Genomic DNA, 13,783 nt, shown 5'->3' with positions numbered 1-13,783 from the left:
CGCCGCCCGCCGATACAGTTTTTTTCACGAATATCAGTGCATTCGAGATAATTTCGGTTCTCGTGGGCTCTTAGATGTTTTTACGAGTCTGTAATAAATACCGCCAGGCCCTTCAGAACCCGCCAACATACCCACGATTAGAAAAAGAATTAACGCAGGTATTCCGAATTGAAAAGATGTCTTACTTGTAACAATACTAATGAATAAAAGTATAGATCCTAACAGAAGAATGTTTTCAGGCGAAAAGCTCATAATGCAAGGATAATCACTTCTGTTAAAATTTATTCAACTATTTTTTGGAACATTAGAGAAACATTATAATCGTGAAGGGCTACCAGCCTTTTAAGGGCTCCATATTTTTATAGTATTAATATGTACTTATACTTGCAGGTCGTTTATTAAATCGGGTGGACTATGAAGTTAACAAAACTATTCGTTGATTTTTTTAACAGTGAACGTGCTGGCGGATTAATTCTCATCTTTTGTACGCTCTTTTCCCTTGTCGTTACTAATATTTTGCCATCCTATGGATTAATATGGCACGTGGAAATAGCAAATCACCATCTTGTTCATTGGATTAACGACGGACTTATGGCTATCTTTTTCCTTCTAATAGGCCTTGAGCTGGAAAGGGAAATCTACATAGGTGAACTATCTTCCCTAAAAAATGCTTCCCTTCCCCTGCTTGCCGCCCTCGGTGGAATGGTGATACCCGCGCTTGTTTACTATATGATAAATGTAAATGGCGGTAATGTAAGGGGACTTGGAGTACCAATGGCTACAGATATTGCATTTGCACTAGGAATACTTTCTCTTCTGGGCAACCGTGTACCAAATGCATTAAAAGTGTTTCTTACAGCGCTTGCAGTTATAGACGATCTTGGTGCCATTATTGTTATTGCCATTTTTTATACAACAACGATCAGCCTTCTAAACCTCGGCATTGCGTTAGGTATTTTTGCAGTACTAATTGTATTCAACAGACTTAAAGTACATCAACTCTGGCCCTACCTAGCTGGGGGTATTGCAATGTGGTATTTTATGCTTAACTCCGGCGTACATGCTACAATAACAGGCGTGTTACTTGCCTTTGCTATTCCTTTTGGAAATGGCGATGAAAGATCTCCATCTTATAAACTTCAGCATCATCTGCATAAGCCAGTTGCATTCTTTATCCTTCCGCTTTTTGCCCTTGCTAATACGAGCATCATAATAGAAAGCGATTTTTATTATGCGCTAGGCAGTGCTATCAGTCTTGGTATTATGGCAGGCTTATTAATTGGGAAGCCTACCGGTATTGTATTGTTCAGCTTTATAGCTACACGCCTTAAATTGTCAGTCTTACCTGATCATTTAGGATGGAAACATCTGATCGGAGCGGGCTTTTTAGGCGGTATCGGTTTTACTATGTCTATATTTATAAGTCTTCTCGCTTTTGACGATATTGACCTTATTGATCAATCTAAAATTTCTGTAATGATTGCTTCAGTAGTTGCAGGATTAATTGGATTTGCATGGCTTAAGTCAATCAGCAAAACAAATGTTATTACTGAATAAATTTGTTCAAAAGTAACATGAGCGTGTCCGATATTGAACGTAATCAAAAGTGTAAAGCAGACTCACAAATTTTAGCCTGAATAACCCCTAACCTTTCAACCACGAATACGTTTACCTGATATTCAAAGTCCTTTTCCTATGAAAAAAATTGATATCCTTAACTACATTACCAATTTCAGAAAAGCACCAAACGATATTAAAACACATTCACAAATTGTATCGCAGCTCAACGTTTCGGATGAAACACTTCTCAACCAACTACTTTTGGAGTTGGTTCAATCTAAAGTAATCAGACAAACAGAAGCAGATGGAGAAAAGGCGTATCAGGTGATATCCCGATAACTTGTACACTAATTTGTTCTGTTATCATTAATTGCCTGAATTAGATCCTGGTCAGAAGTTTCTTCGATCCAATCTTCATTGAGTTGTAATCTTACTGTTTGCGCACCTCCTGATGGTGTGCAAACAACTTCAACATTTCCACCATCTTGTTGAGATAATTTTGTTGCCTTATCTGAAAGTTTACCTTCTACCCCTGCAAAAGCTTGCACGCAAGTCCATCGTACATTGTCATCTCCTTGAACTTCTCTTTGTTTCATCATAATTTTTATACTGTTACGTTTGTCTCATTCAGTGAATAATCTTTAACTGTAATGTGATCTATTATAAAACCACTTTTAGGATAAGTAGGTATCCTTGTCAGGTCAATAGTCATATCTTGTTCGGGCACATTATAGCCTATGTAATTAGCTAGGTAGTTTGTACTTATCTTCATCGTTTCAATAGTGATCTGTTCTCCTGCGCACCGGTGACCTGCCATATGACCTCCTCCGCCCTGGGGAATAAAATTGAATGCACTTTTATTCCATACTTTGAATCTCTCCGGATTAAATGTACTGGGATTGCTCCATACCCTGCGGTCTCGATTGGTCCCGTAAATGTCAAGAAAGACCAGTGTACCTTTCTTAAAGGGATATCCTTTCCATTCAAAATCTTCTTTAACCCTGGCGCCTGTTATCGGACCGAAAGGATAGTATCTGCGTACCTCGTGAGTAAAATTTTCAAGATAGCCTTCATCATGCATTAGAAGGCTTTGATGACATTCCGGATGATGATAAAGTGCATGTGCGATAAAAGCGATATAATAAGAAATAGCCACTATTGGACGCGTGAGATTTATTAATTCAACGGCGGCCATATGAGTATTCAGCTCGTTTGCATTGGCTACTACTGATAATGGCGACCCAGGAAAGGGCGTTGATTTACCCTGTCTTACATCCTGAATAATATTCGTTATCCATTCCTCTGTTCTGCTCCTTGCCGCCCTTCCCTTCCAATGCCTAATACCAATAGTACCGAAGGCGTCAACCATTCCTACAAAATCATCCGCTCTTGAACGCACTTCTCTATCAGGTAAAGGCACTCCTGCCCAGGCACACGCAGACTTACAAAGAATTTCCTGTGCTTCTTTAAAAAGAACAACCTTCTCTGTATTTTCCCATTTGATGATGTACCTTCTCCAATGCTCAGATAGTATTGCTTTAAACCTGCTTATGCTTTCAGGAGACATAACAGACATGAACATCGCTTTCCGTTGCTTGTGTTTTTCTGCATCAAGTGTTTGTACACCATTTTCGCCTAGAAGTGTTTTCTGAATAGGCTTAGGAATTGCTTTTCTTCGCTCAAATTTTGTAGTATCATAAAATAGTTTGGTAGCTTCTTCTCCTGTCAAACAAATCACATCATTCAATAAAACATTAGTTTTGAAGATTTCGGTTTGATACTTATGACATGTGTTGTAGATATATTCATATCCCTCGCGTGCGAAACCGAGAGAGAACTTAAGTCCATTGACATAGGGAATAGCAGGCATATAATCCGTTTTAAAGAAAGTAAAAATCATTATGCCTAGAACTGCTAACTCAGGTACAAAACTTATTAAAGGGCGAAATTTCAACATTATATCGCTTGCAGAAAAACAGGTCTAAATGCAATTGGACGAGATGAAAGATTAGTCAAGGAGCAGTAAAATATGCATTGGTAAAACGTTAACGGTGATACTGTCTCTTAAATGGAGATTCTTCAATTAATGTTGATATAAATACTGTATAATAAGGAATGATGTTTATTATGAAGTCTCCTGTAAAAAATTCTTAATCTATACATCATATGTTTTATCACGATAGAGAACTACAGTACAAGGTACGAGTAGACAAACCAAATCCTCAGTTTGCTAAACTACTACAACAGGCCATAGGAGGTATTGAAGGAGAGATCCGCGTATGTCTTCAGTTTTTATTTCAAGCGTGGAATTCACGTGGGCCAATGAAGTACAGAGATATGTTGCTCAATACCGGCACTGAAGAAATTTCTCACATTGAAATGCTTGCAACAGCGGTATGTCTTAACCTGGAGGGTTCATCAAGTGTGCTTAAAGACGAAATGGCTGCAAGTAACCCGATGATAAGTGCTGTTATGGGAGGTAAAGATCCTCGCCATATTCTGTCAGCAGGACTAGGGGCGATGGCCTCAGACGCTAACGGTGTTCCATTTAATGGATCCTGGGTAGTCAGCAGTGGAAACCTTGCTGCGGACATGCATGCCAATGTGATGGCTGAAGCAACGGGAAGAGTACTTGCAACTCGCTTGTATGAAATGACAGATGATTCTGGTATGAAAGATATGTTGTCTTTCCTTATCGCACGGGACACTATGCACCAAAATCAATGGCTTGCAGTGCTTGAGGAACTTGGTCCAGGAACACATCCAATTCCTAATACATTCTCGCAGGAGAAGGAAAATCAAACTGTAAACTACACCTTCTTTACTACCAATATTGACAGACAAGATCCTACTATGGCAAGAGGTCGCTGGTCAGAAGGACCTTCTATAGATGGAAAAGGAACATTCAGACAAGAGCCTGCAGCTCCTATAGGTGGTATTCCTAATTTAGGGCCTCCAGACAAAGAAACTCATGCACAGCGTGAGCAAATGGTTAACTCAGACGGAAGCTTTATTGAAAAAGTAAAAGATATAATCGCGGGTTAGGTTTTAGTAGTAGCCTGTTCTAACGTTCAGGCTACTACTTTTTAAAAGGGAAGTCAGGAAGTACAGTATAAGAATATCTCGAATCTTGTCAGCAACAACCGCGGAACTATCTCCGCTCATTTATTCATTTTGAGGTAGCCTACCAGCGCATCACAAAGACTAAAGAAGTCTCTCGGTTTATTTAAAAATTCGTTTGCCCCAAGGCTTTCATACTCTTCAATTTCACGGGGGTTAATAGAAGATGAATACATTATTACCGGAACCGACCTAAGCCTTTTATTCTTTCGGAGTTCAGAAAGCACTGTTTTACCATCCATCATTGGCATGCGAATGTCAAGAAAGATATAATCAGGAAGAAGCGTATCTTTCAAAATGTGCAATGCCTCTTTCGCATTTCGCGCCAGTAAACATTTTGCCAATGGGTTTACTGTTTTCACTGCACGAAAAAAGTTATCTAAATCTTCAGGATCGTCATCTATATTCAGTAATACCATAATTCAAAAGTTTAAATTGAACGAATCAATTTGTTTCCGTCTATAGACTGTTAGGTGCCGAAAGAAACGACTTGTATCACAATATATTAAACATTTTTTGATCAGATGCAGAACTTTAAGATAAAGTTCTGTTATCAACAGACAAATCAAGCGGCTATATTTCCGTGGTGTTATACTCGATAAACTGCTGGTATAACGTTATGGCTACCTGTATAATATGGCATATATAAAAAAAGCCAGAGCTAAGCTCCGGCTTTTAGTTCAGGTATAGCAAACCTTAATGTGCATGCCTATGTTGTCCAGGAACCGCTGATGTATCCCTTGCAGGACTTGGTGCACTTTCTGTCATCATAGCAGCACCTATTTCGAGTATACCAAATATCAGGTGCGGCAGATAAACGAAATCATTGAAACCGAAGATCCATGGTGAAGCGGCAAGCAAAATACCAGAAAGAACATCCATTGTAAGATGTGCTCTCATTGATATAGCTTTTGATACACCCATTTCGTAGTTTGTTAATAAGCTATAAAGCAACATTCCGGCTCCTAATACAACCGGCACCCAAGTCTCTGCTCCACCTCTGGCGAAATTAAAAATCCAGGGAGCGGCTATCAGTAAAACGCCCATTAGATAATCTAATATCCCGTGAGCTTTAGTTGAAAGTATTTTCATAATTATTAGTATTTATCAGGTACTGAAAAAACAATTATGCCTTTCAAACATTTTCAGCCGCATGTAGTTGATTATCAGCAAAACAAGCACATTTTTTTACGCTTATTCGCCAACCAGGTTTATCGATTGCACAACGTTAGGCAAAACATGGACGTAACTTGATATAAATAAAAAAGAGAGTAAAGCTTACGGGCCCAACTCTCTTTTTTATTTTGGTAGCTGGCGAATTACGGTTCACCTGCCTATATATATTTAAATAGATCTAACTTGTTATTTAAAAAGGGTGTGCCAATGTTATCGATTGTTTATTCACGTTTAATGATATAGGAAGATAATTTTAAAAAACACCGACGAAGCGTGTAAAAATTAGGTTATTTCGCTGATAAGACGGAAATTTATGTTTAAATGACCAGAGAGGTAGTTCTTCCTAAAGTGCTTTTCCTGATAGATGATGATCAGGACGATCAACACATATTTCTAGAAGCTTTACAAGTAATTGATAGATCGATAGTTTGTTATACAGCAAAGGATGGTAAGGATGCCTTAACTCAACTACAAGACTCCTTACTGCTGCCAGATATTATATTTCTTGACTTGAACATGCCCATCATGAACGGCAAGGAATGCTTAAAGGCATTAAAGACAGATAAGAACCTAAAGCATCTTCCTGTGATTATATATTCCACTTCATCTGCTGAAAAGGAAAAAGAGAATTGCTTAAAGCTGGGAGCAGTTCAGTACATCAGCAAGCCGCCACAATTCAATGCACTTATATCTACCCTTGAGTCTACCTTGCAAAAGGATTGGAGCACTTATAAAAATTAGTCTATTACTAATCACGATAAGCATTCACTATTAAGTGTATTAAATACACTTATTTAATATTTTGCAGACGTTATATCTGTCGATCGTTTAAATCTCTGGTACTGCAAGTGTCTGCTTAAATAATAAGCTGCTTATCACTGGTACAAATTTTTTCCTTATTGCAGATCACCCAACTTTGGAAAAATGAAAGTAAAGCGCTTATACCTGATAGATGATGATGAGGATGATGTGTTACTTTTTTGTGAAGCACTTGCCCAAATTCCTCTACCTGTCGAGCTTACACCATTTACAGATTGTAGAGCAGCCTTTAAACATCTTGAAGAAGGAAATATACCTGATGTAATTTTTCTCGACTTAAACATGCCGCATATAGACGGTAAAGAGTTTATGGGGATGCTAAAAGGCATTCAGGATTTTAACTCACCCATAATTATATATTCAACTTCTAATTTTCAACGCGACATTGAAGATAGTATGGCCTTAGGCGCTGCTGATTACGTAATCAAGCAAGGTGACTTTGGTAAGCTATGTAGTTCGCTCAAGAACGTGCTTTATGAAAAGGTATACTTAAGCGCATAGCAACAGTATCGTTTATCATTTAATTAAAGCATCCCATAATATCTCTACGGGATGCAATGCCTTTCTTGATGTTCCGTCTTTAATCTGATGGCGGCAGCTTGTGCCTGGTGCAGCAATAATTACATTATCAGGTTGTTTTCTTACTGCCGGAAATAATACTAATTCTCCTATTTGCATAGAAAGATCATAATGCTCTTTCTCATAGCCGAAAGAACCGGCCATTCCACAACAACCTGATGGAATGAGATGCACTTCGTTGTTTCCCAATCTTGTTAACAGCTTCTTGAGGTGTGTTAGTGTTGAGAGTGCTTTCTGCTGGCAATGCCCGTGAAGTTTAATAAGCGCCTTCTGCTGCTTAAACAAGTTCACATCAATTCGTCCTGCATCCAGCTCTTTAGAAAGGAACTCGTCAATCATTAAGGTATGGGATGCAACCTGCAGCGCGCTTTCCTTTTCCTTGCCACGAAGAAGGTCAGGGTATTCATCCCTGAAGGTAAGGATAGCAGACGGCTCTACGCCTATTAAAGGTGTATCAGCAGTGATGTGGTCTTTAAAGAGGGCTACGTTCTTTTTTGCAAGGTCACGTGCTTCTTCCAGTAATCCTTTTGAAAGAAAACTTCGACCCGAGTCAAAGTGATCCAATACCTTTACTTCGTATCCGAGTCTATCTAAAAGTTGTACTGTTAGAATTCCTATTTCAGCCTCATTGTAATTCAACAATTCATCAATAAACAGGTAAACTGTTCTTACAGGTGTTTTAACGGTGGGCTTAAACTTCTTTCTGAACCACTTCTTCCAGGTTATAGGAGAAAGGTGTGGCATGCTTCTGTCTGGTGCAAATCCGATAAGTGTCTTCATTGTATTACCCAGTACGCGGTTATTGAAGATGAAATTATATCCCCAAGGTGCGAGAGAGGCAAGCTTCATGGTAAGTGCAAAATTTCCAATAAGCCTGCTTCTCAGGGGAACACCTTTTTCCTTATAGTACTGATATTGCCATTCCTGTTTAAGCTTACCCATGTCAACATTGGAAGGACATTCTGATTTACATCCTTTACAGCTCAGGCATAAGTCCATCACTTCTTTAATCTCTTCGTGTGCAAAAGGATTAGACTTATCGGACCTGGTAATCATCTCTCTGAGTATATTAGCACGGGCCCGTGTGGTGTCTTTCTCGTTGCGTGTAGCCATGTAACTTGGACACATTGTACCGCCACTGATGTGCGTTTTACGGCAATCACCAGATCCATTGCATTGCTCAGCTGTGCGCAGCACACCCATTGTTTCCGAGAAGTCAAGGATGGTATCAAACTCTTTAGTAACCTGATCTTTCTCAAAGCGAAGAAAGGTATCCATTGGAGGAGTGTCTACAATCTTACCTGGGTTGAAGACATTGTCGGGATCCCATGTATACTTTAATTCTTTAATGAGCGTGTAGTTGTGCTCACCAATCATTTGTTTAATAAACTCACCGCGAAGCCTTCCATCACCATGTTCTCCGGAAAGAGATCCCCTGTATTTTTTAACCAGAGTTGCAATTTCCTCAGCAATGGTTCTAAAAAGCTGAACGCCTTCTGTTGTTTTAAGATCGATGATGGGTCTAAGATGTAATTCACCAGAGCCAGCATGCGCATAATGAACACTGTACAGCCCGTGTTTCTTTAGTACTTCTCCCACGTCTGCTATATAAGCAGGAAGATCTTCAACTGCTACTGCGGTATCTTCAATTACCGGAACTGGCTTCTCATCGCCGGGAACGTTCGATAAAAGACCCAACCCTGCTTTACGGAGGTTCCAAACCTTTTTAATATCGTCACCTCCTACAATAGGGTAGGAATATCCGAGTCCGTTATTTTTCAGATCTTCAATTAAAGCCTTTGCATCTGTTATTGCTTTTTCTTCGGATGCTCTTGTTAACTCTGCTACAAGTATTGCCTGTGGTTCGCCTTCTATAAAAAAGCGATTCTCAATCTGTCCGATATTTCTCTTTGTGGCTTCAAAAACGTAATGATCCATCAGCTCGACTGCGGAGGGATTATGCTTTAAAGCCACCAGGTTTGCATGCAAAGATTCATCAATGCTTTTGCAGTGAATGCAAACCAACTTTTTATGCGGAGGATCGAGTGGTGTTAGTTTAATTTTCGCTGACGTGACGAAAGCAAGGGTTCCTTCTGATCCTGCTATCAAACTGCAAAAATTAAAAGCGCCTCCATTTGTTTTGAAAGGCTGCATGCGTGCGAGCATGTCAATGGCATAGCCTGTGTTACGTCTTTGGATTGATGGCTTAGGAAATTCCTTTTCTATCTCTTTCAGGTTCTCTTTATCAGATAGCAGATTATAAATATGCTTGTAAAGTTTTGTCTCCAATGTTTCATCAGAAGCATGGATGCGCGCATTAAATTGCTCTTCTGTAAGCGCCCCAAACCAAACCTGAGAACCATCTGCAAGAATTGCATTAACCTCCAGCAAATGTTCACGCGTGCTACCGTACACAACGGAGTTTGATCCACATGAATTATTACCAATCATACCGCCGATCATTGCGCGGTTGGCAGTTGACGTTTCAGGCGCAAAAAAGTATCCGAATTGTTTGAGATGGTTATTCAGATCATCTCGAACAATACCTGGTTGAACAATAGCCCATCCTTCTTCCTTATTTATTTCAACAATCTTGTTGAAATGTTTCGAGACGTCAACAACTATTCCGGCACCTACTACCTGCCCGGCAAGCGAAGTGCCCGCAGTGCGTGGGATAACCGATGTTTTATGTTTTATTGCAAAGCGTATAAGAGCAACGATATCATCTTCTGATTTGGGAATAGCTACTGCCAGGGGAATTTCGCGATAAGCAGAAGCGTCTGTAGCGTATAGCCTTCGGATGGTATTGTCTGTAAAGAGTTCGCCTTCAAGCTCCTTCTTTAAACTAGTCAGGTTCATAATTAGCAAAGCTAATTTATTTGAACCGAAGTCACAATGATTCTGACACGCCTTAAAACACAAAAAGGAAGCTTGCGCTTCCTCTTTTCCTTTAAAAACTTTTCGTTTTAATTATTTGACTGATCTCTCAAATCAGACTCCTCGATAACGACTTTTGCTCCCTTATCGTTGACGTAATAGTACTGTGAATTTTCATCAACGTATACCGCTTCTCCATCAGGGCTTACTTTTCCCTTCACTCTTTTATCGCGGATATTTGCCGCAAGATCGCCAGCACCTTCAGAAACCTTATCCCCTACTTTTTTTGCTGTTCTTTTAATATCCTTTCCTGCCTTGTCGGTTTTTCTATCGGTCTTGTTTGCTGCTTCCTGGCTTTCTTCCTTTACTTCCTGTTTTGTTTCCTTAGTCTCAGCGTTCACATCATCTCTTACTTCGTCAGTTATAGCTTCTGCTTCATCGCCTGTCTCTCTTGCCTCTTCCCTGATCTCATCCCTTGTATCTTGTACTTTTTGCTCGCTGCGATAAGCAGCAGCATCATCATTATCAGATTTTAGTCCGTATACTTCAACATGTGCTTTGTCGGCCTCGCTATTAGAAGCGGTTTTGTATGTGAAAGCTATTTTCTGAATATCCTTTCCTGCATGCTTAAGGTCTATTACTCTTGTTTCTTCACCAGGCTTTAATTCGTTATCTACTGAAATTTCTTCCATAGATCCTTCTTCATAAAAAACCTGTAGGCGTTCAATATTCACCGGAGCTTCTGAAACCTTTAATTTAATTGAACTAAATTCATCGGCACCCATTACTGCAATGGACTCATTCTGACCTTTGAAACTTGCAACTGTTTCTCCGATCTTATGCCATCCTGGTTTACCACTTGTAACTACAGCAGGTTTTTGTGCTGCTGCACTGCCAATTATTAAACTGAAAAACATTACTAAAATGCCAACTTCTCTTTTCATATCGATTCTTATTTTTTTCAATTCATAATTAAAAGGCTATGCCAGAAACTGTTGAATATATCAACAGCGTATTGTTTCATTAGTGTATGATGAGAAGCAGCCATTAAGTGTTGCGAATATGTATCATCAACACATTGAAAACTAATACAAGAAAGAAGTAATCACTTTAACGGAATACTTTTTTTAATTATACGATTCTTAAAGAAAGTAATATGTACACATTAGGCATCAATGCGGTCTTTCATGATTCATCAGCATCAATAGTTAAAGATGGAGTTCTACTTGCAGCGGCAGAAGAAGAGCGCTTTACGCATATTAAACATGGGAAGAGACCCGTTCCATTTTCAACATACGAGCTTCCCTATCATGCTATAAACTATTGTCTGGAAGTTGCAGGAATTCATCTTAAAGATGTAGACCATGTAGCATATTCTTTTGATCCTTACCTGATCTTACCGAAAGAACATGTTGGTAAAACAGAGGTGAAGCTTCCGTTGCAACCAAGTGATTCTACTACAAGTGAGCAATGGAGCAACCCCTGGGATCCTTTATTCTTGTCGTACATAATTAATGCGCCGAGACAATTGGTAGATGGATGGCCACACCACCTACAGCCTCGTTTTACAGGTACGAAAACCACTGACTTCAAATGGCATTTTGTAGATCATCATATCAGTCATGCTGCAAGTGCGTTTATTGCATCGCCTTATAAAAGCGCAGCTGTGATGACGGTAGATGGACGTGGTGAGAACGCTACAACATCATATTACTATGGGCAGGGGAATAATCTCACTTGTATAAGTCAGGTAAACATGCCTCATTCTCTGGGGCTTCTTTACGAGAAGGTTACCGCTCATCTTGGATTTCTTCATTCATCCGATGAATATAAAGTAATGGCATTAGCATCTTACGGTAAACCAGAATTTGAGAAAGAATTCAGGGAGATGATTCACTTGAAAGATAACGGGCAGTATACTATTGATGATGCAGATTTTACTGCACTGTTTGGTAAGCGGAGAATGAAAGGTGACGAGTTTACTGCTCATCATTTCAATATAGCGCATTCGCTACAAAAGGTATTGCAAGATGTGATGCTTGAAATTACAGCGTGGTTATATCATGAAACAAAGCAGGAAAACCTTTGCCTAGCGGGAGGCGTTGCTTTGAATTGTGTGATGAATGCCTACCTGAGAGATAAGAGCTCTTTTAAAAATATCTGGGTACAACCTGCTGCGGGAGATGCAGGTACATCACTGGGTGCAGCGCTCTGGATAGATGCACAAGAAAGAAAAAGCCATGAACGTATGTTTACAATGGACCATGCGTATTGGGGACCTGACTTTTCTGATGAAGCAATTGAGAAGTTTCTTAAGTGGTGCAAAGTACCTTATCGCAAGTCTGACAACATTGCTGTTGATGCTGCAAAAATACTTGCAGAAGACAAGATCATTGGGTGGCACCAGGGAAGAATGGAGTTTGGGCCGAGGGCTTTGGGTAGCAGGTCAATTCTTGCCTCACCTATTCATGCTTCGATGCAGGCAAGACTAAACGAAGTAAAAGATCGTGAAGATTTCAGACCAGTAGCCCCTGTTGTTCTTGAAGAAGATGCTGCCGCATGGTTTGAGAATGCTAGCTACTCGCCCTTTATGCTTTTCGTTTATCCCGTAAAGGAAGATAAAGCAGACAAGATTCCAGCTGTAAGACATACTGATGGCACGGCGAGGATTCAAACTGTTAATAAAGATCAACATGCGACGTACTATAATTTATTAAAAGAGTTTAAAGCACTTACTGGTGTTCCGGTGCTTGTTAATACATCATTTAATACACTCGGGAAGCCTATTGTTTGTACCCCCAGGGATGCAGTTGAATGCTTTTGGTCATCGCCTTTTGATGCACTGGTTATCGGTTCATTTATTATAGAAAAGAATGCAGGGCAAAAAGGATCTGTAAACAAAAGGGAAAACTCAAAGGCGTTACAGGAAACGTTGATTTAGTTAATGACTTGTATAGAGTTAAAAACTTAGTACAGACCTGCCATTGCACAAAGCCGAGTAACTGGCGGTTTTAAAGATACGTAGCTTTTATTTATAGCTTAACCCGGCACAGCTGTCCACTTTCACTGCTTACCGGACTTAATTTAATGCCCTGATGATTTAGGTTAGCATGGCTAAAATCTGGCTTTTTTAGGCCCTTTATTAAGGTTTCTCCACTCGTGCTGCACTTATTCTGCACTTGTTATCGATTTATTAGATGCCCGGAAGTTTTTGTCACTATTTGTCAAAACCCAGGTTTAGCTTTACCCGAAAAGAAACTGATATGGCATACGTAAAAGAAAATGATCTTACCGAAGGTTTAAGCGGTAAGTTTGGACCGAAATTCGTTTTTAAACAACTACGCGGAAAGACTATTGTAGCGCGCAGGTCGAAGCCTGTTACGAAAGAAAGTGCTTTACAACGCGATAACCGGGAGCGTTTTAAGAAGGCCAGCGCATTTGCAAAATCGATGATGTTGATAGCAGAAAAAAAGGCTTTTTACTGGAGGAGGGCAAAGAAGCTGAAACTTCCTAACGCGTATACCGCTGCGATTGCTGATTATATGCGTAAGCCGAAGCTGGAGGAGGTGAAGACGACATCAACGAACCCTAAATTACAAGTAAAGGTAAGAGCAAGTAAAATGGACTTTCGCCTGGGGATAATAAATGTAAT

General features: G+C 39.7%; 13 protein-coding genes. 7 read left to right on the top strand and 6 right to left on the bottom strand.

The window, feature by feature from the left end; translation table 11 throughout:
- Positions 1-414 precede the first annotated feature (414 nt).
- The gene (nhaA, locus tag KK060_RS23175) at positions 415-1,557 is read left to right on the top strand and encodes a Na+/H+ antiporter NhaA (RefSeq protein WP_254157374.1); all 1,143 of its coding nucleotides are present in this window, start codon (positions 415-417) and stop codon (positions 1,555-1,557) included.
- A 138-nt stretch (positions 1,558-1,695) separates the two neighbouring features.
- Positions 1,696-1,899 carry a hypothetical protein gene (locus tag KK060_RS23170; RefSeq protein ID WP_254157371.1) on the top strand — a complete coding sequence of 68 codons (204 nt, stop codon included), beginning with the start codon at positions 1,696-1,698 and terminating at the stop codon, positions 1,897-1,899.
- Positions 1,900-1,907: 8 nt separating this feature from the next.
- Here KK060_RS23170 and KK060_RS23165 read toward each other — a convergent pair whose 3' ends face one another.
- Together KK060_RS23165 and KK060_RS23160 are read right to left on the bottom strand one after the other, a co-directional pair.
- The gene (locus KK060_RS23165; RefSeq protein ID WP_254157369.1) at positions 1,908-2,159 is read right to left on the bottom strand and encodes a hypothetical protein; all 252 of its coding nucleotides are present in this window, start codon (positions 2,157-2,159) and stop codon (positions 1,908-1,910) included.
- Positions 2,160-2,164: 5 nt separating this feature from the next.
- Positions 2,165-3,430: a cytochrome P450 gene (locus KK060_RS23160; RefSeq protein WP_254157367.1), complete on the bottom strand. Its 1,266-nt coding sequence runs from the start codon at positions 3,428-3,430 to the stop codon at positions 2,165-2,167.
- Between the two features lie 296 nt (positions 3,431-3,726).
- On the opposite strand from KK060_RS23160, the gene KK060_RS23155 reads away from it, so the two are divergent.
- The gene (locus KK060_RS23155; protein ID WP_254157365.1) at positions 3,727-4,605 is read left to right on the top strand and encodes a manganese catalase family protein; all 879 of its coding nucleotides are present in this window, start codon (positions 3,727-3,729) and stop codon (positions 4,603-4,605) included.
- 116 nt (positions 4,606-4,721) lie between these two features.
- Here KK060_RS23155 and KK060_RS23150 read toward each other — a convergent pair whose 3' ends face one another.
- Both KK060_RS23150 and KK060_RS23145 read right to left on the bottom strand, forming a co-directional pair.
- Positions 4,722-5,099, bottom strand: coding sequence for a response regulator (locus KK060_RS23150; RefSeq protein ID WP_254157363.1), 378 nt, complete (start codon positions 5,097-5,099; stop codon positions 4,722-4,724).
- A gap of 277 nt (positions 5,100-5,376) precedes the next feature.
- Positions 5,377-5,772, bottom strand: coding sequence for an SPW repeat domain-containing protein (locus tag KK060_RS23145; RefSeq protein WP_254157361.1), 396 nt, complete (start codon positions 5,770-5,772; stop codon positions 5,377-5,379).
- Between the two features lie 405 nt (positions 5,773-6,177).
- Between KK060_RS23145 and KK060_RS23140 the strand changes: the two genes are divergently transcribed.
- Both KK060_RS23140 and KK060_RS23135 read left to right on the top strand, forming a co-directional pair.
- Entirely contained in the window at positions 6,178-6,597 is a 420-nt protein-coding gene (locus tag KK060_RS23140) for a response regulator (protein WP_254157359.1), read from the top strand.
- Positions 6,598-6,780: 183 nt separating this feature from the next.
- Entirely contained in the window at positions 6,781-7,176 is a 396-nt protein-coding gene (locus KK060_RS23135) for a response regulator (RefSeq protein WP_254157357.1), read from the top strand.
- 15 nt (positions 7,177-7,191) lie between these two features.
- On the opposite strand, the gene KK060_RS23130 is transcribed toward KK060_RS23135, so the two are convergent.
- Both KK060_RS23130 and KK060_RS23125 read right to left on the bottom strand, forming a co-directional pair.
- Entirely contained in the window at positions 7,192-10,113 is a 2,922-nt protein-coding gene (locus KK060_RS23130; RefSeq protein ID WP_254157355.1) for an FAD-binding and (Fe-S)-binding domain-containing protein, read from the bottom strand.
- A gap of 107 nt (positions 10,114-10,220) precedes the next feature.
- Positions 10,221-11,075 (bottom strand): DUF2541 family protein, encoded by an 855-nt coding sequence (locus KK060_RS23125; protein WP_254157353.1) that lies wholly within the window; start codon positions 11,073-11,075, stop codon positions 10,221-10,223.
- A gap of 212 nt (positions 11,076-11,287) precedes the next feature.
- Here KK060_RS23125 and KK060_RS23120 point away from each other — a divergent pair, with 212 nt between their 5' ends.
- Entirely contained in the window at positions 11,288-13,072 is a 1,785-nt protein-coding gene (locus KK060_RS23120; RefSeq protein WP_254157351.1) for a carbamoyltransferase family protein, read from the top strand.
- A gap of 322 nt (positions 13,073-13,394) precedes the next feature.
- Positions 13,395-13,783, top strand: a 389-nt coding sequence (locus KK060_RS23115; RefSeq protein WP_254157349.1) for a hypothetical protein, incomplete at its 3' end; no start/stop codon positions are given.

Source organism: Chryseosolibacter indicum (assembly GCF_018598585.1).
In the GTDB taxonomy this organism is placed as follows: Bacteria; Bacteroidota; Bacteroidia; order Cytophagales; family Cyclobacteriaceae; genus Chryseosolibacter; species Chryseosolibacter indicus.
The sequence above is the reverse complement of the archived record's forward strand: the minus strand, read 5'-3'. Positions and strand labels throughout refer to the sequence as shown.